Here is a 19,690-nt window from a genome sequence, read left to right on the forward strand (position 1 = left end):
GAGCTTAGCGGAAGTGTCTAAATTCCGAACACAGACGACAGGATTCGAGAACATCGAAAACACCCTATGGCGACAAACCCCTTCACTTTACCCTTCGAGCGCTTGCCGGCCACGCTGCCGATTTTCCCGCTGCGCAACGCCATCGTCATGCCGGGGGCTCAGTTGCCGCTGAATATATTCGAGCCGCGCTACCTCAACATGGTTTTCGATTGCCTGGGTACCGACCGGATGATCGGCATGGTGCAGCCCGATCCGGCCTCGAAGGACGAGAATCAGCCAGGGGTATACCGAACCGGCACCGCGGGACGCATCACCTCGTTCAGCGAAACCCTGGACGGCCGCCTGCTGATCGTGATGACCGGCGTCTGTCGTTTCGATATCCGCGAAGAAATACCAACCACCCGGGATTATCGTCGCGTCATCCCGGACTGGGATCGATTTCGTGTCGATTACGCATTGTCGGATGCCATTTCGTGCGACCGGGGAAAGCTCATGGAGCTGCTCAAGGACTATTTTCAGCGTAAGAGCCTGAGCACCGATTGGACGGTCATGGAGCAGATGTCTTTCCCCGTTTTGGTGAATGTCCTGATCAGCCAGTTGCCGTTTGAAGTGGCAGAGCGCCAGGCATTGGTGGAGGCAGTCAGCGTGGAGGACCGCTACGCCAAATTGCTGGGGCTGTTGGAATTCGAAATGGCGGCAGCGCGGGTCGGCACCGATGTCAGGCAGCACTGAGCGTCAACGGGTAAAGCCGCGGCGCGAGCCTCATTCCGGTCCCGTTGCCGGGGTCATTTTCGACATGGACGGAACCCTGGTCGATTCCGGTCTCGATTTCGCCGTGATGCGCCGCGAAATGGGGCTGCCGGACGGCGTTCCGCTGCTGGAGGCCATGGAAGACCTGGCCGAAGCGGAGGCCATTCGATGCCGGGCCATCCTCCTCCGCCACGAGGCGGCCGGCGCGGCGCGTGCCGTAGTGCTGCCCGGTGTGCGTTGTTTCTTGGATCGTTTGCGCGGATTGGGTGTTCGCCAAGCCGTGTTTACCCGTAATAGCCGGGAAGTCGCCGATGCGACTCTGACCCGCTGCCGATTGGATTTCGAACTGGTGATGACGCGGGATGACGGTCCGATAAAACCCGATCCCTGGGCTATCCGCCATATTTGCGCGACTTGGGGTGTTGTCCCCGCGCAAGTCGCGGTGATCGGCGATTACCGTTTCGACATCGAAGCCGGTATCCGTGCCGGGGCCAGGACGGTGCTCTTTACCCGAGGACGTCCAAGCGAAAGTCTGCCGGGCGCCGATTTGGCCGAATTTCATCTGGCAAGCTTTCAGCAGGCGGATCAGCTGTTGCGTGCGCTGGGGCTGTGAGGTTTTGCTTTGCTGGGGATTGTTCTACCCGGCGATCATGGTGCAAACGGCCTGGACGGCATTCCTGAAATCCGCGAAAGCGGCCTCCCAGCCGCGAGGCGTATTCCGCAGCAGCCGTGAGCGGTAACGGCGTCGCAAGTCGCGGTCCGACAGCAGTCGCTCCAGGCCATTCCGAAAAGCCTCGCGGTCCGCGAGGGGTACAATGAAGCCGGTCTCTCCGTGCCGCACGATGCGCGATGCTTCGCCGACCTCCGTGGTCACGATGGGCAGGCCAACGGCCGCCGCTTCCGCCAAAGCCATACCGTACGCTTCGAATCGGCTGGCGAAGGCGAAAACATCCATTCCGCCGAGAAACCGCGCCAGTTCCGGCGTATCCAGAACGCCGTGAAGGAAAATCCGGGTTTGCAGTCCGAGATCCGCGATGCGTGAGCGGAAGCGCCCGGCATAGTTCGGGTCGATTCGGTCGTAGCCCGCAACGTGCCAAGCCCAGTCGCAATATCTGAGTCCGGCCAGGATTTCGAGCAGTTCAGTCAGCCCTTTTGCGGGAAGCAGGTTGGCGACGGTCGCGATTTGAACCGGCTGGTCCGTTGACCGCTTGCCCGATGCTTGTCTCGCGGCAAGAAACGCGGCATCGACTCCGGGTTCGCATAGGAAAGCCGGCTTACCGGGGTAGCGCCGTTCGAGGAGGCATCGAATCGATAATCCGGTCGCGATGAAGAACCGGACGCGCTCCGCCGCCCGCTCGAACCGATCTTCCTCTTCTTTCCGCCGGTCCGCGTCGAGCAGCGGGTTCAGAAAGGGGACATAATGCACCAAGAGCCCGTGCACTGCTTCATCCCCGGCTAGAGCGTTTTTCATCCCGGTGTACGGCTTCGTGTCGGGCGGGAAGAACGTAGGTCGGCAATCCCTTCCCAATCGCAAACGGCCGTCCTGGGAGCGCCAGGACGCCCCTTCCGACGAAGTCCTTTGCCGAGCCGATAAGTCGGCAAGGGATTGCCGACCTACCTGTCGGGCGCTCTGACACCGAATCGGAAATTGCTCTAGCGGATAATTCGACAAGTCTTCCAGAAGCAGGCTGTCCCATAGAATAATCGCGTTGCGCGGCAAATAGGGAATCGCGCCGTCCGGCGGGACTTCCGCGGCTTCGAGCGGAAAGCTTGTTTCTCGCGCCTGGCGGATGATTTGGCGGTTGAAGACATTGCCGCCGGAAGGGCAGGCATCGAGCGGCGGATGAATGAACACGAGTCTCATCGTATCAACCGAAATAACCAGAATGAGTCATAAGCTATCTCTTGAATCCCGATTGGTCGAATGGAGCGAACGCCATGCGATGCTGATGGGGCTCGCGATCGGAGGTCTGTGGTTTAAGTCCCCGCCGGAGTTTCTCGCAGCGATGGCCGCTGCATCTTTTCTTGCCCTGATCCATCAGTTCCGGCGGGAATGGACGCCTTCCGGGGCGTTCGGGGCGGCTAACGCGATTACCTTGATCCGTTTGATGGCAACGCTCTTTCTGCTGCTTTTTCCGCTATCGAACGGCTGGTTTCTAGCGTCCTTCGCCCTGACCATTTTATACGCCGACCACTGGGACGGCTGGCTGGCGAGACGCCGCGGCCTGACCTCGGCCTTCGGCGATTGCTTCGACAAGGAAGTGGATGCGTTCTTTTTTCTAACTCTATGCCTGCTTCTTTATAACCGCGGCCATGTCGGCATTTGGATTCTGTTTCCCGGCTTGTTGCGCTATCTGTTCGTGCTGTTCGTCAAACTGGCGGGGCCGCCCCGGCGCGTCGCGGCGGGCAACTGGTTCACCCGCTCCGTCTCGGTGATCGCCATCGTCGTATTCGTTCTGTGCCTGCTGCCGGTCGAGCTCCACTGTACGGGTTTCGCCGTGGCGGCGACGTTCGCGCTATGCGCCTCGTTTCTGCACTCCCTGTTTCAGCTCTATCGGCCGCAACGCCCGGGATGATGCCATGAGTCTTCGCACTACGCCGATAAAAGGCTTGGACGACGTTCGGGCGTTTTTCGACCGTCTGGCGCCGGTTTACCGCGATTGCCACGGCAAGGCGGAAAAGCTTTTGCGCTACCGGCTCGGCATCATAGCCCGCCTGCTGGAACGCGCCGGTCACGGTTCACTGGTCGAAATCGGCTGCGGCACCGGGATGCATCTTTTTCCCCTGGCCGCCCGATTCGAGCGCGTGCACGGCACCGATCTTTCGCCCAGCATGATCGAGCAGGCAGAGCATCTTCGTCTTGGACACCCGCATGGCGAGCGCATCCGTCTGAGCGTGGCGCCCGCCGAAAGCTTGAGCTCGGTGGGCGATGCCGAAGCGGATGCGGTGCTGAGCGTCGGCGCCTTGGAGCACATGCTCGATCAGCGGCAGGCGCTACGCGAGGCTTGCCGCGTTCTAAAGCCGGGCGGCGTCTTCGTCTGTCTCACGCCGAACGCGGAATATGTCTGGTACACCCGAATTGCGCCTTGGCTGAGGCTCAGCACCAAGCATCTGAGCACGGACCGTTTTCTCGGGAAGAAAAAATTGACCGATTTATTGGAAACCGCCGGATTCGAGGTCGAGCGCATCGGCTCCTGGACCTTCATCCCGCGCGGCGACATGCCGCCCTATCTTGCCCGGATTCTGACGCTGCTGGACGGCGTCGGACGTCTGTTGCGCGTCCCGTCCTTTCGCGGCGGACTCTATTGCCGTGCGGCAAGACGCGGCTGATCCGTATCCTTCGGGTTATCATTACGCCCGCTTCCCGGCCGGCGCGCCAACCGAACGTGCCGGACATCCGAACCGATTTTCCGTTTTTGACTGACAACTATAAAAGACCGATGTCGTACTATCTCGAACCGAACAAAGATTACCGCAACGATAGCCTGCGCCACGGCGCCGAGTTTTCCGAGGAAGACATTCGCGTAGACACCGCGAAGCATTACGACGACTGTTATTGGGATTACCGGACGGCGTGGTTCGACAACGAGAACCTGGCCTTGCATTACGGTTATTGGGACGAGAATACCAAGACCCACAGCCAGGCCTTGCTGAACAAGAATCGCATACTCGCCGAAATCGCCGGCATCAAGCCGGAAGACCATGTCCTGGATGCGGGCTGCGGCATCGGCGGCAGCTCGATCTGGCTGGCGAAGCATATCGGCTGCCGCGCCACCGGCGTCACGGTCAGTGCCCGGCAGGTCGAGCACGCCAAGCGGAACGCCGAGCGCCACGGGGTGTCCGATAAAGTTGATTTTCAGCAGGCGGATTTCTGCAAGACGCCGTTCCCGGACGAATCCTTCGACGTGGTTTGGGCGGTCGAAAGCAGTTGCTATGCGACCGACAAGCGGGATTTCTTCCGGGAAGCCTACCGCCTGCTGCGCAAGGGCGGCACGCTGATCGCCTGCGACGGCTATGCCACGCGCCGGGAATTCAACGAAGAGGAATGGCAGGCGGTCATGGATTGCCTGAACGGGTGGGCCGTGCCGAACCTCGCCAGCGTCGAGGAGTTCCAGGCCGGCATGGAGGAATGCGGCTTCCGCGACGTGCACATCACCGAGGCCACGGCCGAAACCATGCCCTCGTCCCGCAGAATGTACCTGACTGCCCTGTGGACCTATCCGATGCAGTTGACCATGCAATGGCTGGGACTCCGCAGCAAGGCACAGACCGCGAATTTCAAGGTCGCGCTCGCCCAGTACAAGGTGTTCCGCGACAAGATGGTCCGCTATTGCATTTTCCGGGCAAAAAAGTGATTGGTAGGGCGGGTTAGGTGCGCCCCCACGACCCTCTCGTAGCTCAATGAGTCTGGCGTGCACCGTAACCCGCCGAAGCGAACGGCAAGGCACCGCGCGTTTCGGCGGGTTACGGTGCACGCTTAGCGCAGCGATCAACGGCCGCGCCGTACCGATGTGCGCCTAACCCGCCCTACGAAGTCGTAGGTCGGCAATCCCTTGCCGACAAATGGGTCAAGTCCTTGGCCGGTTTCGAAACACCGGCAAGCGCACCCGCGCTTCGAGGCCGCCTTGCGGGCGGTTGTGGAGGCTCAGCGTTCCGCCCTGGGCGCCGAGCAGGTTGGCGGCGATCGGCAGACCCAGGCCGGTGCCGCCGGTTTCCCGCGAGCGCGAGGTTTCCAGGCGGAAAAACGGCTGCATCACTTCGCCCAAATACTCTTCCGGGATGCCGGGGCCGGAGTCCCGCACCCTTATCAGCCAGTCATCGCCGGAGCGCTCCAGACTCACATCGGCTTCCCCACCGTATTTCACCGCGTTGTCGATCAGGTTGAGAAAACTGCGTCGCAGGGCTTCCGGCCGGCCCGAGATCAGCGCGCCGTCCGGTCCTTCGAAACGGGCCTTGCCGCCGGCATCGACGGTATCGTCGCAGAGGCTTTGCAGCAGGGCTCCGAGATCGATCGTTTGCTGCGGCGGCCCCGAGTCCAGGCTGCGCGCCAGGTCCAGCCCCTCGTCGACCAGCGCCTGCATGGCCGCCACGTCCTCCGCCAGCCGGGCGCGAAGCGGCTCGTCCCGGCACTGCTCCAGCCGCAGGCGCAATCGGGTGAGCGGCGTCTTCAAGTCGTGGGTGATAGCGGCGAGGATGCGGGTTCGCTCTTCGATATGGGAGCGCAAGCGTTCCCGCATCCGGTTGAAGGTCCGGGCGGCTTGCCTGACTTCGACAGGTCCCGATTCGTCCATGGAGGAATGTTCCGGATCGCGGCCGAACGACTCGGCGGCGTGAACCAGGCGCCGCAAGGGTTGTAGGACCAGGCGGACGGCGAACCAGGCCACGATCGCCAAAAAACCCGCCAAAATCGAAAGGCTCGTGACGAATCCCTCGGCCCTCGGTTGTCGTGGCGGCGGGAGTTCGCGGCGCGCTTCGATCAGAACCCGTTGTCCGTCGGCAAACCGGACCTGTGCACCGACGGTCCGGGACGGCTGGCAATCGGCCGGTTGGTCCCGGCAGTCAGAGTTTCGGGTTCGCCATGCTGCTTCCACCGCAATCGATGGTCCGGCTGCTTCGCTGAGAGCGGCGGTGAATGAAGGGTCATCCGGGTGCTCCAATCGCAAACGGGCATCCAGGGAGTGCCTGGATGCCCCTTCCCCGGATGACCGGTTGCGATTGAACGGCAGAGGTGGCGTCGGCTCCGCCGTTCCCTCCGCAGGTTCGATGCGCCATTGCCCGGACGGCAGGGCCTGGACCGTGGCGAGGCGCTGTTCCGGCGGCAGGGCAGCGAGCAGGTGCAGGATATCGGCGATGCGATCGGCCGCGCTTTGTTCCCGAAAACTGTGCACGATGTGGCTGCGCTCCCGCAATGCCAGGCTCACGGTAACGAAGACCGCCATCAGCACCCCGGCGAGCAGCAGAAGAAACAGCCGGACGGCAAGCGAGCGGGGCGGAAAGGAGACGCTCATGGACACCTCGAAAAACCGTCGCGAGCGCCCCGAGTGCAAGGCGTCCGGAGCACAGGAACCGGAGTGTACGCGGAGTACATGAGGATTCCGAGCACCGCGCAACGCAGCAATCGGGACGCGCAGTAGGTTTTTCGAGGTGTCCTCATGATTCCTGCTCCACCACGGCGGCCAGTACATAGCCCTCGTTCCGCTGTGTTTTGATCAGGTTTGGCGCCCGTGCGTTATCACCCAGCTTCTGGCGCAGCCGGCTGACCCGGAGGTCGATGGAGCGATCGAAGGGATCAGCCTCTCGGCCGCGGATCAGATCCATGAGCTGATCGCGGGTGAGCACCCGGTTGGGATGGGTGAGAAATACCTCCAGCAAGCGGTATTCGGCTCCGGATAGCGCGACTACCACGCCCTGGGGAGAGGTGAGTTGGCGCGTCTGCCCATCCAGGGTCCAGCCGGCGAATCGCCAGCGATGCGCCGAGTCCGAAACACCCCTGTTCGGCAGCGAACGGGCGCGGCGCAGGATATTGCGGATGCGGGCCAGGAGTTCGCGCGGTTCGAAGGGCTTGGCGAGATAGTCGTCGGCGCCCATTTCCAACCCCAGCACCCGGTCGATAGGCTCGCCGCGGGCGGTCAGCATCAGTACCGGAAGATCGGAACGCGCGCGCAGGTCGCGGCACAGGCTCAAGCCGTCCTGGCCGGGCAGCATCAGATCGAGGACGATAAGGTCGATTCCGCTGCTTTCCAATATTTCGCGCATCTGCCGGCCGTCGGCGGCCAGACTGACGCGGTAGCCGTGCTGTTTAAGATAGTCGCCGACCAGTAGGCGAATTTCGCGGTCGTCGTCGACGACGAGGATATGCTCTGTGGTTTCCATGGAGGCTTTTTACCGCGGTTGCCGGCGTGAGTCATGGGCTTTTGTATCGTTTTGTATCGCCTGCTGCCAACGATAAAAAATGATACAAAATCACCGCCTGCCGGACACATGTCCGATACATGGCCGGTGTGAAATAGATTCCGAAGACGGCGGGACGGTCCCGGCGGTCTAAACAGAATCGGCTTCGGCCGACGTTTCACAAAACCGGAGGAATCCACATGAAATCTTATCCTAAAGCACTCTTGATAAGTCTTGCCCTGCTCACCCCCGTAGCCGCTATCGCCGAGTCCGGAGAAGCCAAGCCTGAATCCGGCGCTTACAACCAGGGTCCCGCCGGTTCGCGGGCAGAGCGGCGGGAGCGCTTCATGGAGGAACGGATGGCCGAGCTGCGCAAGGAATTGAAGCTTACGTCGGCGCAGGAAGCCGACTGGAATACCTGGTCCGCCAAGATCAAGGAAATCAAGGAAAAGAAGAAACAGTCCCGTCCCGACCGCGAGGCCATGAAGAACCTGCCGGCCCCGGAGCGTCTGGAAAAAATGATCGCCCACAATAAGGCAAAACAGACCTATCTCGAAGAAGCCCTGGCCGCGACCAAGACCTTCTACGCCACGCTGACCCCGGAACAGCGCAAAGTCTTCGATGAGCTGACCCCGTTCGGCGAGCGCGCTCACAAATGGAAGCACCACGGCGGCCCGCGTCATCCGGGCGCGAAGTAACGAGCTAATTCTAATTCGGAATCCATAGGCTCGTAGGGCGGGTTAGCGGGCACCCCCGCGTAACCCGCCGAATACCGAAGATCAAACCTTCTCCGCCAACAGATCGATCTGATGAATGATCAAGCCGAGTTCTCCGGCCGTCAATCGCTCGGAGCGTTCCCGGTACCATCGGTCGAGCGAATCCGTGGAGAATTGTCCCGATCTTAGGGCTTCGTCCCGGATCATGTTCAGCAGGGCGGCCAGGCAAACGGCATCGCGGTTGCGATAAATGCGGCGGAGCGGGGTGATGTTCCAGTCGGAGCTGCCGTAGGCGATCGGTTCGAAGCCGGTTTCGCCGAGGACGCGGTGCAGCCGTCTTCCGGAGCGTGCGCCGCCGCTGTTTTCGTCCCATACCCGGCGCTCTTCCATGGAAGCGTCGTATACGGCAAGGATGGAGTTTTCGAACGCTTCATCGGCATAGACCGGAAACAGCACGGTCTCGCCGTCATAGTTGACACTGCCGTAAAAGATTCCCTTCGGCCGCAGCCAGCGCGCGATCCGTCCGGTCATGGTCCGGAGCGGCAGAAGATCCATCACCGCGTGGGCAATGACCGCGTCATAAGAGCCGGGAGCTTCATTCGGTTCGAAGTGTCGTAAGTCGCTGCAGACGAAATCCACGGCGATTTCACGGCCGTCTTGCCGGGCGCGGATGCCGGCCGGTTCCACCGAGACATACAAGCCTTTCTGCCGGAGCAGATCAGCCGTTCTTTCTCGGGCGGTGTACAAAAGGGTCCCGTCCCGATCCACGGCGGTGATGTGCAAATCGGTTTCGGGGGCCAGCTTCAGAAGCCGCAGCACGGAAGCACCGGTACCGGTGCCGAGGTCGAGGCAGGTCAAGCGCGGTTTGCCCGATAGCCACCGAGCAAACTCGGTTTGGACCTCGCGGTTCAGGCTGCGCTCGTCCAGCGCGAACTTGGCTTCGAGATAGTCGTGGAAAGGAATGTCCACAGCCGCCGGAGTTAAAGCGTCCCGCCGAAGGCCGCCCAGTCCCGGTCGTTCTCCCAAAGCTTGATCGTCATCTTTACGCCGTGCAGCGTCACCCGATCTCTGAGCCGTTCCCAGAAGATGCGGGCAAAGCGTTCGAGGCTGGGGTTGAGGCCGCGAAAAGGTTCGAGATCGTTGAGTACGCGGTCCTTGAACTCTCCGATCAGCGCCATGGTCGCCTGCTCCAGATCCACGATGTCGATCAGATAGCCGTGTCGGTCGAGCTGTTCGCCCTCGATCAGTACTTCCGCCTTGTAGTGGTGGCTGTGCTCATGATTCTCGGCGCCCCAGTCTCCGCCGATCAGGAAATGGCGGGCGATGAAGTCGCGGGTGATGGCTAGCTGGTACATCGCGGTTCCTCGGATCGTCAGGTGTACTCGAAAATCGGCTGCAACACCCCAGCCCGCTTGCTGTCGACCAGCTCGAAGGCTTCCTGGCAGGCACTGGGCGCAAAATGATGGGTGATCAAACGTTCCGCGCGGATTTCGGCCAGCCACTCCCAGGCGAGGTCGAGCCGCCGCTTCTTGCTCCAACGTCCGCAAAGGCGCGGGTCGATCGTGCTCACCTGGCTCGAAACCAACCGGATGCGCCGCCGGTGAAAATGGCCGCCGAGATCGAGCGGCGCCTCGCTTTGGCCGTACCATGAACCGATCACGATACGGCCGGCGAAACCGGTCAGTTCGATGGCCTGGTTCAGAGCGGTCTGATTTCCCGAGACTTCGATGGCGGCATCCAGCCCGTCGGCGCCGTCGTAGAAAAGACACTCTTTAAGCGCCGCGACTTCGCGTTTGACGGCCGGGTTGATGGCCAGGGCCGCGCCCATCTCGGTGGATTTTTGTCGGCGGAACGCGAGAGGATCGGCCGTGATCAGTTCTCCGAGCGGAAATCGGCCGAGGACGGCGGTGGTGAGCAGTCCGACGATGCCCTGCCCGAAAACCATGATCCGCTCTCCGGGCAGCGGCGCCGCATCGAACACCAGATTCAGCGCCGATTCCATATTGGCGAGAAACAGTGCGCGCTCCGCCGGAACGCCCTCCGGCAGGACCAGGCAATCCTTCTTATCGACGACGGCGTAGTTTTGGTGGGGGTGGTAGGCGAAGACCCGGCGGCCCAGCCAGTCCCGGTCTTCGTCCGCTCCCACGGCGGCGACTTCCCCGACCAGGGCATAACCGTACCGGAACGGATAGCTGAAGTTTCCTTGCAGACTGCCGATGCTCGTGTCCCGAGGCAGATCCTCGGGCACCTCGCCCCGGAAGATCAGGGATTCGGTGCCAGGGCTGATGGCCGAGCACAGGGCTTTGATCAGTAATTCTCCGGTCCGTGGGGCGGGCAGATCGATTTCCTGCACCGCCACCGATTTGGGGGCTACATGACAAACGGCTTGTACTCGCATCAGACGTATCCGACCGGGCCGAAGGCGATGATGTCGGAACCCAGGACATGGTACTGGCAGTCCGTGATGCTTAAAGGGGCTTGCTCGCCGGAGCGGCACAGATCGTCGATGGCTTTGAGCCCGCCTATGATTTTTGGTGTTATTGTAATCACGCAGTAGTTCACTAAATGATGTTTGAGAAAGGTGCCGATGATCTTCGATCCCCCCTCGACCATGAGGGTGCGGATACCGATTTGGCGCAGTTTCGTCAGGGTTTCTTTCAAGTCGACGCAGCCGTCCTCGCTTGCTCCCACCACGAGAATTTTCGCGCCGGCCGAGAGCAGCGCCTCGCGCTTGGCCGGGTCCGATTCGCCGGTGGTCACGATGACGGGCGGCTTTTTCGACTGCTTCAGAACGCGGCAGTCCGGCGGCGTCCGCAGGTTGCTGTCGAGAATGACCGGCTGCGGATCTTCGCCTTCATAGTAACGGACGTTGAGCTGGGGATCGTCGCTGAGGATGGTGTTGACCCCGACCAGCAGCGCGTCGTGGTGCGCTCTCAGGAAATGGGTGAGCGTCAGCGACTGCCTCGAACTCAGGGCATAGGGAACCTGGCTGTCGACGGCGATGCTGCCGTCGACGCTTTGGGCATAGGTCAGGGTGACGAAAGGGCCGCTTTCCGCCGGGGCATGGGCCAGCGACAGCTGGTCTATCAACGGCTCGATGAATGCGAATTCGCGGTGGAACGGCGTGCTTTCCCGGAATGTCAGCAAATGGGCCAGCTTTTCGGCCTTGGAACGCAGATAGCCGGCATTGTCGTCATGATGGCCGACCTCGATGGGAATGCGCGCCTCGACCTCGATCCCGTATTCGGTGAGTTCGTCGACTTTACGGGGGTTGTTGGTGATGAGCCGGATCGAGCGAACGCCCAAATCCTTGAGCATCAGCGCGGCGACGCCGTAATTCCGTTCGTCAGGCTGATGGCCGAGGCTGATATTGGCCTCCACCGTGTCGAGGCCGCGGTCCTGGAGATTATAGGCTTCCAGCTTTTTGCGGAGGCCTATGCCGCGTCCTTCCTGACGCAGATAAAGCAGTACGCCGCAGCGGGAGCGTCCGAGATATTGAAGGGTGTGTTTGAGCTGATCCCCGCAGTCGCAGCGCCGAGAGCCGAAGACGTCGCCGGTCAGGCATTCCGAATGGACCCGGACGGGGACGCCGCTCTCACCGTTTACGTCCGATTTCACCAAGGCAAGGTGGTCCTTGCCGTGCTCGGTGTAAAGATAAAGGGTGAATTCGCCGTAGCCGGTCGGAATTCGAGTCTTGACGAGGTTCTTCACTACAGGTTTTTTGGGGTTTCGCGGTAAAAAAGGCAAACAGTATAAACACCAATATTGCCGAGTCGATACCGAATAAGTTGTGTGTGCCGGGTTCGGTCGTTCTGTCCGGAAAATGCCGCTGCACCGACGGAGCCCGGCTTGTGCCGAACAAGCCGAGACCGCCCCGCCGGCCACGCCACAGCCGGACCGGGAACGCAAACGCCAGTATATCGTTATTTCTTCCCATAATCCGGGATTAGGCCGACGGCATCGATTCCCGCAATCGCGCAACTTTCGTCGAGATCGGACAAGTCGCCGCTGATTCCGACCGCGCCAACGATCCGATTGTCCGCCGAGCGGATCAGCACACCGCCTGGCACCGGCATGAGCCGGCCATCCGCCACTTCGGTCAAGGCCGTCATGAAATGGGGACGTTCTTTCGCCATTTTACCCAATTCGCGCGAGGATACGCCCATCCCTATGGCTCCCCAGGCTTTGGCCAAGGCGATGGAACCTCGCATGAAAGATGCGCCGTCCTGCCGCTGCATCGTCTTCAAGTGACCGCCTTCGTCCAAAACGGCCACTGCCAGCGGTGCCAATCCTAAGTCCCGCGCTTTTCTGAATGCGCCGTCGATAATGGCATTGGCGATATCGAGTGTCAGAGTGCTCATGGGTTTTCCTTGTTGTATCAAATAAACGCCGGATCTTGGTAATGCCGAGGAGCGGTTGCCGTTCCGCGTCGCCCTCGTCAGAACAATTTTATCCGTCTTTTCCGACATGTCATTCCGCGCGGGATATGTTCGCTTCCTTCGACTCCCATGAAATGGCATCAGTCGTCCCGTCGCAGAATTCGGGCAAGTACGAAATCTGACCTGCTTGCTTAAGCCGCGGGTCCCCCCGGCATCATTCCGCAGGGTTTCAATACTGCCTGCCAGGCGCGGGTGTGGCGTTGCAGTGCGGCGTTGAAGCGATGCCACAGGCCTTGCTCGGTTGCCGGGTCGAGCGTCGCGGCGTAATAGCTGTCGAATGCTGGCGGGATTTCGGCCCTTTGGCTTTCTTTCAAATGCCTCACGCTTTCGATCAATGGCGATGCGGTTTGATGAAGCCGGCTGATGTAGGATTGCACTTCGCCGGCGTAAAACTTGACGAATACATTGAACAGATACTCGGCCCGCCGGGTTTTTTTGCCCATGGGACACATTCGCCCGGTCGATGCGGTTTGTTCCAGAAGCAGCCCGACCCGGTCCAGATAAAACCCGCTAAGGCTCAGGGCGCGTACGATTTTGCCGCCGGTCTTATCGGTTTGAAGTTCGAAATAGTGCTGTTCGAATTCGCTTGGAGGTATCGAAGGCGCTTCCTCGAGTTTCGCGCCCAGCGAAGCGAGATACCGAATCGGCCTTTCGAAGCGGGCCACGGAAATCTTTTCGCTCCGCAGAAGCGGGGCGGTTGCCGTATCCATGAAGACGCGGAATTCCTTGGCCGCGAAGGTCGCGTTCCAGAATGCCTTGGGTAAATTGTCGGCTTTCGCTTGCCGGAGGGACTCTATCTTGCGGCCGAATTCCGGGTCTTCGCCCGGTCCTCCAAGTCTCGCTTCGCACTCGGAGAGTTTCCGAAACAGATTCAGCTCGTAAAGGAAGCGGCCGCTTTCCCGCTGTACTCGTCCGAGAGAGCTGTTCCGCGCGCTGATTTCGCCGACCAGCCCGCATCGGGTCATTTCGAGATAAGTGATGACGCCGATTCGGATATCATCGATCGGGAGCACGATGTCCCGTAGCCGCGGATAAGGCGGCACGGCGGGCGGTGCAATAGCTTCGTCGATGTCGACCTCGGTCACGTTCGCGAGGCGGTCGAGGTAATTCTCGAACATGGCTTCCGGCGAATCGCCGGAGCAGCCGGGCAATCCCAGTGCGAGAACGATGACGAAAAAACCGATGAAAGATGCTCTAAGACTACGCGCGGGGTTCGATTTCACGGCGCCCGAGCCGACGATGATCTCCATATAAATAAGGCATCAAAGTAGTGAAACAAGTTCTCCTGAAATCGGGGGCGTGGCTCAATCGCCGGAGCGTGCGCTTTATCATGATGCTGGCGGTCTTGACCTTCATTTTCGCCAAGATAGACCGCTCCGCGCTGATAACTCAACTCAGCCGCTGCGATCCCGCCATGGGTGTCGCGATCGTCGGAATCTTCCTGCTCTCGATAGCCGTGTTTGCGCTGCGCTGGTGGTATATCAGCCGTGCCTTGGGAATCTGTGCGCCTTTCAAGGACTTCATCCGTGTCCTCTGGATCAGCCAAAGCGTCAGCGAGTGCGGACCGCCGCTGGTGGTCGGCGAACTCGCGCGGTTTCAATTGATGCGGGGCAGCGCCGAAACCTGGCAGCTCATTATCGGCCAGGTCATAGACCGGTTCTCCGGCAAGATCGTCCTGCTGCTCATGGTGCTTGGATTGACGCCGGTTTACCTTGGGTTGTACAGCGAATTTCCCGGATTTCAGATCGGCTTGTTCGCCCTGATCCTGATCGCTGCGGTGAGCGTCGCCGTGCTCGTCTTCCGAAGATTCTGGCCGATGGCGCGGCTGCATGCCGGCGTCGTGCTCGCCATTTGCAATCCGCTGCGCTCGCCTCGACACTACGGGTTGTCCGTGCTGATCCAGCTACTGCTGGCCGCGAATTTCGCCTTGGCGGCCGTCGGGCTCGGCATTTCCGGCGACGCTCTGACTGTGCTCATGCTCGGGCCGCTGTTATTGCTGGGCGTCAGTTCGCTGCCGGGGCTGGTTTCCGACTGGGGCAAGCGGGAGGCGGCCGCGGTGTTCTTGCTCGCTCCCGCCGGATTGACGCCCGAGCAAAGCCTCGCCGTATCCCTGATCTTCGGTGCCCTGCATCTATTGACGGCCTTGCCGGGAGCACTCTTGCTTCTGCTGGTGCGGCGTCGAGCAACGGTTTCCGTTACCGAGTAAATAGCGCGCTCAAGTTCGGGAAGCATGGTTTCCCGAAGACTACCGATTAGGAACCGATCCATGACCGCGAGACGGCGTAGCATTCACATCGGAAGTTTGCGGCAAGAGAAATGTCCCAACGCTCCGGTCGGGAAGTTTTCCCGTTGCTTGCTGATGAAAAGCCTGTGATATCCTGCGGCCAATACAATCCTGGACATCGGTCCGACCCAAGGTGTTTCTTCGCCGAAGTGCGCAATTCGTTTTCGCCGTCTGCCTGATGGCCGTCGCTCCGTCCTTGGCCTTGGCGGCGCCATCTCAGCCCACTAACGGGCCAGGGGCGAGTTCGTCCGAGCCGTCGGCATCGCTGGACGCGGCGGAAGCGAAGCTTCAGACGCTTTCCGAGCTCGACCAGCGATTGAACGGCATCTTGTCCGACGCTGTTTCCGCATTGAAGCAAGGGATCGAAAATGGCCCTCCTTTCCTTCTCGAAGAGCGCCGCGATCGGCTCGATAGGCTGGAAAAACTGATCCGCGATCCTGCCGCGTCCGCGGCTGAGAAATATCGGCGCGTTCAGGAAGCCTACCGGGTCGAGCTCGACTATGCGAGGAGCGTCGAAGCTTACCGGGCTGTGCTCCGGACGGGGAACGACGAACGCCTGGTGGATTTCCTAAGCATCGGTCGCCTGGCGCTCTACTACCAGACCCTGGATGGGCACGAATCGGGCATCTGGCGCAACGACCTGCGGCGCTGGCAGCGACTGTCCGGCGAGGAGAACGAAGCCATCGCCCGCGGGCTACGCACGGCGCGCAAGCTGGAACCCCCGCACCTGATGGTGCTGCCGCTGCCGGGGCCCAAGTCACCGTGAGGCCGCTTTGCGTGCTCCGCGTCCTGGGAATTGCGGCCGCCTGTGCGGTGTTCGGGGTTTTTCTTCCGTCCGCCCTGGCCGCACTCGAGGCGAAAGCCGAACAGCCGGCCCCGCCGTCGGAAGTGGAGGCTGAACTGACGACGGTGCTGGCGGCCAAGGAGGAATTGTTCTTAAGCATCCGCGAGAGCGCCGCGAATCTCAAGCCCTATTATGTGCAGCAGGTTCTGGCGGGCGATCCTTCGCACCAACGGGAACTGATCGACCGGCTCGCCGATAGCCGCCATATGCCGAACGCCCACGAACTGACGCAGCTGTTCGCCAGCTTGCAGAACCAGCTCGACGCCCTGGGCAGCATCGCAAGCTTCCGGGCTCCGGTTTACGCACCGAGCGGGCAGGCAGCCGAGAAAGAAGTGCTTCGTCTGGGAGGATTCAGCTTCCTCTCCGAAGGACGTTACCTGGTTTATTCACCCGAGGTCGACCGCTTGATCGAACTGCCCAGGCAGCCGGCCCCGAACCTCCTCGATTTGGCTCGGGAGTATGCCCGCGTGGAGGCGCCGTCGCTGGCGCCGGTGGCCATCGATCCCTCGGCTGGGCAAACCTTGCAGTTGTTGGTGCAGGTTCCGACTCTGCGCGAACGCATAGCCCAGGGAGGCGTCGTCGGCTACCTGATCCTGGTGCTTGCGGGCGTTGCCTATGCACTTGCCGCCTACCGCTTCGTCGAGCTGACGCGGATCGGGCAGCGTATCCGAAACCAGCTACAGTCGTCGCGACCCCGGCTCGACAACCCTCTGGGTCGGGTGCTCGCGCGGCTCGAACAAGCGAACACGAACGAGGAGGAGGTCCTGTACCTGACCGTGGAAGAGGCATTGACCGGCGAACAGGCACACTTGGAGCGGGCTCTGCCTTTCCTGAAATTGGTGGCCGCCATTGCGCCGATGCTGGGCTTGCTCGGCACGGTGACCGGCATGATCAAGACCTTCCAGGCGATCGCCCTGCATGGCTCGGGCGACCCGAAATTGATGTCGGGCGGGATTTCGGAGGCCTTGGTCACTACCGTGGAGGGGCTGGTTACCGCCATTCCGATCCTGCTGTTGCACAGCCTGCTGCTGGGGAAGAGCCAGACCCTCGCCGCCTTGCTCGATGCGCATGCCTCGGCTGCGCTCGCGGCTCGCCTCGAACGGCGGAATGCCCCGGCGGATGGGGACATTCCGCCGAAGAACAGGGTCTAATTCGCCCACGAAGAGGAGGCACGATGGGCAGCCGGGTGTTCGAAACTTTCTTGAGCTTTCTTCATAAATCCGAGCAGCACGTCGAAGATCTGATGGATTTGGGCGGCCCGGTGATGTGGCCGTTGCTGGCCGTCTCCCTGCTGCTGTGGACCTTGGTCTTGGAGCGCTACTGGTTCTTTCTCCGCACATTGCCCAGGTTCTTGGAGCGACGTGTGCCGCTTGTGCGTTCCCCCGCCGCGGTGATCGAGATGAAAATTGCCCTGCGCCGCCATCTGCGCCTGATCAAGACCCTTTCCGGCATTCTGCCGATGTTGGGCCTCTTGGGCACGGTGACCGGCATCATCGAAACCTTCGACCTGATCCGCGTATTCGGCAGTGCGGAAACGCGCATCGTCGCGCGAGGCGTCTCCCAGGCGCTGATCACGACGCTGGCGGGCCTGGTGATGGGACTTTTCGGCGTAGGGGTCGGCTACAACCTCAACCGCCGCGCTAGGGCCTTCGAGCGCCGCTATGCCGACCGTTTGCGGCAGCCATGAGAAAACGCAGCCTGTTCACGCGCCGCACCGACGGCGGCGACGAAAGCGCCGATGCGATCAACCTGACGCCGCTCATCGATATGGTGTTCATCCTGCTGATCTTTTTTCTGGTGACGACCTCCTTTATCCGCGAGTCGGCGGTGGCGGTTCAGCGTCCCAAGGCCGCAACGGCGGTGCCGCAGCAGAATGCGGCGGTGATCATCACCATCACCGCCGACGAACAAATCTGGCTGCACGATGCTTCCATCGACATACGCCTGTTGCGCGCCCGGCTCGAACAACTGGGCCTCGCCAATCCGGCCCAAGCCGCCATCATTCTGGCAGACGCCCATACCAGCACCGGCTTGCTGGTCAAAGTGATGGATCAGCTGCGCCTCGCCGGTTTCGTCAACATTTCGGTCGCGGCCAGTACGGCTCCAGACACGCCATGAAAACCTCCCTTGCCGGGATCTCGAGCCGCTCGAGATGGGTCCTGGCCGGAGCCTTCGCCGCGGCGGCGGTCATTAATCTGGCCTTGCTGTTATTGATAGGCGCCCTGATCAGTCACCGTGAGACCAGGCTGATATCGACGCCCAATCCGCAGCCGGTCGATTTCATTCGCATCATTCCGAAGACCGAGGAGTCGAAACCGGTTCCGCCGCCCGCGCCCAAGCCGATGACCGAGGTCGCGCCGGAGTCCCGGCCGTCGACCGGGCGCCCGCCATCCGGTCCCGCCAAGCCTTCCGGCAAAGCGCCGGCGCGCGGGTCCGGCCGTACCGGCGCCCCCAAGCCTCGGAAAGCGCCGGCCCCTGCGCCGGGCGTACCGGCCCCTCGGCTGGATATTCCCGAACAGGGCACGGGCGCCCCGCTTAGCCCTGTGTCGGGCTCCGACTCACGCCTTACGGCACCCCCTGGGCAATGGAATCCGGAAAAGAAGCCGACCGGAGAGGGGAATGGCTCGACCGGCGAAGGTGGTTCCGGCGCCGGGGATCTGGTCGTACTCTCCCGTGTATTGCCGGAATATCCGCCCCGAGCCCGCGCGCAAAAAATCGAGGGTTGGGTGCGGATCGAGATCGACGTCAGCCCTTCGGGTACGGTGAGCGCGGCGAGGGTGGTGGCGGCCAGCCCCGAGCGGGTATTCGACGAGGCCGCGCTCAAGGCGATCCGGCGGTGGCGCTTCAAGCCCGCCTTCAGCGAAGGCCGCGCCGTGGCCCAGCGCGCCACGCTCACGATGAAATTCAGGCTCGAGGAGCGCTGAAGGGCGATATCCCGAATGTAGGCGGTTTCACCTGCTCGTGCGATAGCTTGGATTCTCGACGCGAGTCGAACACGCGCCGGCCGATCAGCGGCGACGCGGGTACCGAAAAGAGTCCCTTACCGGATGTAGGGGGTACGGCATGTTATTGTTAATGAATAAGAAGGCTCTTATACTCGAATCCGGCATCCGATTTGAAGAACAAACGCGGATCGCTGAATCAAAATCTCTAGGGAGTCCGATGTTCCCGCCAGAAGCCAACGGAGGCAAACGATGAAAACACGCATCACAATAACAACATTCACCGCACTGTTTTTGTCCTTGGGAGCGACCGCGGCATTCGCCGAAAAAATCAAAATGCCGAAAACCAAGGTCAGCATGGAAAAATGCCTGGAGGCGGCGCTGGCCAAGAAAGACGGAGAGGTCGTCAAGCTCGAGTTCAAGAAGGAGCGTGGCGCCCCTACCTATGAATTCGAGATCGCCGGCACGGACGGCAAGGACTGGGAATACGAATGCGACGCCAACACGGGAAAAATTACCGAGGAGGAACAGGAAGTCGATAGCGCCGACGATCCGCTGTTCAAGGCCAAGATGAAGATCAGCGAAGAGGAAGCCAAGAAGATCGCCCTCGAAAAGCATCCGGGCGAGATCGTCGAGACCGAATACGAGATCGAGTCCAACGGCGATGCGTCCTATGAATTCGACATCAAGACCGCCGATGGCAAGGAGGTCAAGATGGAAGTCGACGCCGCGACCGGCAAGATCGTCGAGGACGACGAAGAAGAGATTTACCAGATCGGCAAAGAGTGACACTTTCCGATCCGACCCATCCACGAACGGGCTCC

General features: G+C 61.2%; 22 protein-coding genes. 13 read left to right on the top strand and 9 right to left on the bottom strand.

The window, feature by feature from the left end; genetic code table 11:
• Positions 1–66 precede the first annotated feature (66 nt).
• Both B2A78_RS15075 and B2A78_RS15080 read left to right on the top strand, forming a co-directional pair.
• Positions 67–732, top strand: coding sequence for an LON peptidase substrate-binding domain-containing protein (locus B2A78_RS15075; protein WP_077730830.1), 666 nt, complete (start codon positions 67–69; stop codon positions 730–732).
• A complete protein-coding gene (locus tag B2A78_RS15080) occupies positions 716–1,363 on the top strand; it encodes an HAD family hydrolase (protein ID WP_077730831.1) in 648 nt (215 codons plus the stop codon). The genes B2A78_RS15075 and B2A78_RS15080 overlap by 17 nt, the downstream gene beginning before the upstream one ends.
• A gap of 24 nt (positions 1,364–1,387) precedes the next feature.
• On the opposite strand, the gene B2A78_RS15085 is transcribed toward B2A78_RS15080, so the two are convergent.
• The gene (locus tag B2A78_RS15085) at positions 1,388–2,614 is read right to left on the bottom strand and encodes a glycosyltransferase family 4 protein (RefSeq protein ID WP_077730832.1); all 1,227 of its coding nucleotides are present in this window, start codon (positions 2,612–2,614) and stop codon (positions 1,388–1,390) included.
• Between the two features lie 22 nt (positions 2,615–2,636).
• Between B2A78_RS15085 and B2A78_RS15090 the strand changes: the two genes are divergently transcribed.
• From B2A78_RS15090 to B2A78_RS15100, 3 genes are all read left to right on the top strand, one after another.
• Positions 2,637–3,326, top strand: coding sequence for a CDP-alcohol phosphatidyltransferase family protein (locus B2A78_RS15090; RefSeq protein WP_168175443.1), 690 nt, complete (start codon positions 2,637–2,639; stop codon positions 3,324–3,326).
• Positions 3,327–3,330: 4 nt separating this feature from the next.
• Complete coding sequence (locus B2A78_RS15095) at positions 3,331–4,080, top strand: class I SAM-dependent methyltransferase (protein WP_077730833.1); 750 nt, start codon at positions 3,331–3,333, stop codon at positions 4,078–4,080.
• Between the two features lie 110 nt (positions 4,081–4,190).
• A complete protein-coding gene (locus B2A78_RS15100) occupies positions 4,191–5,105 on the top strand; it encodes a methyltransferase domain-containing protein (RefSeq protein ID WP_077730900.1) in 915 nt (304 codons plus the stop codon).
• Between the two features lie 213 nt (positions 5,106–5,318).
• Here the strand turns inward: B2A78_RS15100 and B2A78_RS15105 are convergent, their stop codons facing one another.
• Together B2A78_RS15105 and B2A78_RS15110 are read right to left on the bottom strand one after the other, a co-directional pair.
• Positions 5,319–6,758: an ATP-binding protein gene (locus tag B2A78_RS15105; protein WP_143735182.1), complete on the bottom strand. Its 1,440-nt coding sequence runs from the start codon at positions 6,756–6,758 to the stop codon at positions 5,319–5,321.
• A gap of 142 nt (positions 6,759–6,900) precedes the next feature.
• Positions 6,901–7,623 carry a response regulator transcription factor gene (locus B2A78_RS15110; RefSeq protein WP_077730835.1) on the bottom strand — a complete coding sequence of 241 codons (723 nt, stop codon included), beginning with the start codon at positions 7,621–7,623 and terminating at the stop codon, positions 6,901–6,903.
• Between the two features lie 218 nt (positions 7,624–7,841).
• Here B2A78_RS15110 and B2A78_RS15115 point away from each other — a divergent pair, with 218 nt between their 5' ends.
• Positions 7,842–8,339: a Spy/CpxP family protein refolding chaperone gene (locus B2A78_RS15115; RefSeq protein ID WP_077730836.1), complete on the top strand. Its 498-nt coding sequence runs from the start codon at positions 7,842–7,844 to the stop codon at positions 8,337–8,339.
• A gap of 81 nt (positions 8,340–8,420) precedes the next feature.
• Here the strand turns inward: B2A78_RS15115 and B2A78_RS15120 are convergent, their stop codons facing one another.
• The 6 genes from B2A78_RS15120 to B2A78_RS15145 form a co-directional block, all read right to left on the bottom strand.
• Positions 8,421–9,383 carry a class I SAM-dependent methyltransferase gene (locus B2A78_RS15120; protein ID WP_168175444.1) on the bottom strand — a complete coding sequence of 321 codons (963 nt, stop codon included), beginning with the start codon at positions 9,381–9,383 and terminating at the stop codon, positions 8,421–8,423.
• On the bottom strand, positions 9,338–9,712 hold the full coding sequence (locus B2A78_RS15125; protein ID WP_077730838.1) for a 6-carboxytetrahydropterin synthase: 375 nt from the start codon (positions 9,710–9,712) through the stop codon (positions 9,338–9,340). Before B2A78_RS15125 ends, B2A78_RS15120 begins: the two co-directional genes overlap by 46 nt.
• A 17-nt stretch (positions 9,713–9,729) precedes the next feature.
• A complete protein-coding gene (locus B2A78_RS15130; protein ID WP_077730839.1) occupies positions 9,730–10,755 on the bottom strand; it encodes a zinc-binding alcohol dehydrogenase in 1,026 nt (341 codons plus the stop codon).
• The gene (gene ribA / locus B2A78_RS27000; RefSeq protein ID WP_346425849.1) at positions 10,755–12,068 is read right to left on the bottom strand and encodes a GTP cyclohydrolase II; all 1,314 of its coding nucleotides are present in this window, start codon (positions 12,066–12,068) and stop codon (positions 10,755–10,757) included. Before ribA ends, B2A78_RS15130 begins: the two co-directional genes overlap by 1 nt.
• Before the next feature lie 212 nt (positions 12,069–12,280).
• Entirely contained in the window at positions 12,281–12,718 is a 438-nt protein-coding gene (locus B2A78_RS15140) for a heme-binding protein (RefSeq protein ID WP_077730841.1), read from the bottom strand.
• 209 nt (positions 12,719–12,927) lie between these two features.
• Positions 12,928–14,046: a DUF3080 family protein gene (locus tag B2A78_RS15145; protein ID WP_077730842.1), complete on the bottom strand. Its 1,119-nt coding sequence runs from the start codon at positions 14,044–14,046 to the stop codon at positions 12,928–12,930.
• Between the two features lie 20 nt (positions 14,047–14,066).
• Between B2A78_RS15145 and B2A78_RS15150 the strand changes: the two genes are divergently transcribed.
• The 7 genes from B2A78_RS15150 to B2A78_RS15180 all read left to right on the top strand — a co-directional run bounded on the left by B2A78_RS15150 (position 14,067) and on the right by B2A78_RS15180 (position 19,655).
• On the top strand, positions 14,067–15,002 hold the full coding sequence (locus B2A78_RS15150; RefSeq protein ID WP_077730843.1) for a lysylphosphatidylglycerol synthase transmembrane domain-containing protein: 936 nt from the start codon (positions 14,067–14,069) through the stop codon (positions 15,000–15,002).
• A gap of 256 nt (positions 15,003–15,258) precedes the next feature.
• Entirely contained in the window at positions 15,259–15,846 is a 588-nt protein-coding gene (locus B2A78_RS15155; protein WP_077730844.1) for a DUF3450 domain-containing protein, read from the top strand.
• On the top strand, positions 15,843–17,075 hold the full coding sequence (locus tag B2A78_RS15160) for a MotA/TolQ/ExbB proton channel family protein (protein WP_077730845.1): 1,233 nt from the start codon (positions 15,843–15,845) through the stop codon (positions 17,073–17,075). The genes B2A78_RS15155 and B2A78_RS15160 overlap by 4 nt, the downstream gene beginning before the upstream one ends.
• A gap of 23 nt (positions 17,076–17,098) precedes the next feature.
• Positions 17,099–17,611, top strand: a complete 513-nt coding sequence (locus tag B2A78_RS15165; protein ID WP_077730846.1) for a MotA/TolQ/ExbB proton channel family protein — start codon at positions 17,099–17,101, stop codon at positions 17,609–17,611.
• Entirely contained in the window at positions 17,608–18,042 is a 435-nt protein-coding gene (locus B2A78_RS15170; protein WP_077730847.1) for a biopolymer transporter ExbD, read from the top strand. The genes B2A78_RS15165 and B2A78_RS15170 overlap by 4 nt, the downstream gene beginning before the upstream one ends.
• Entirely contained in the window at positions 18,039–18,848 is an 810-nt protein-coding gene (locus B2A78_RS15175; protein ID WP_077730848.1) for an energy transducer TonB, read from the top strand. Before B2A78_RS15170 ends, B2A78_RS15175 begins: the two co-directional genes overlap by 4 nt.
• Before the next feature lie 270 nt (positions 18,849–19,118).
• The gene (locus B2A78_RS15180; protein ID WP_077730849.1) at positions 19,119–19,655 is read left to right on the top strand and encodes a PepSY domain-containing protein; all 537 of its coding nucleotides are present in this window, start codon (positions 19,119–19,121) and stop codon (positions 19,653–19,655) included.
• Positions 19,656–19,690: the final 35 nt, after the last annotated feature.

The sequence above is a fragment of the Methylocaldum sp. 14B genome (assembly GCF_002005105.1).
Taxonomy (GTDB): Bacteria; Pseudomonadota; Gammaproteobacteria; order Methylococcales; family Methylococcaceae; genus Methylocaldum.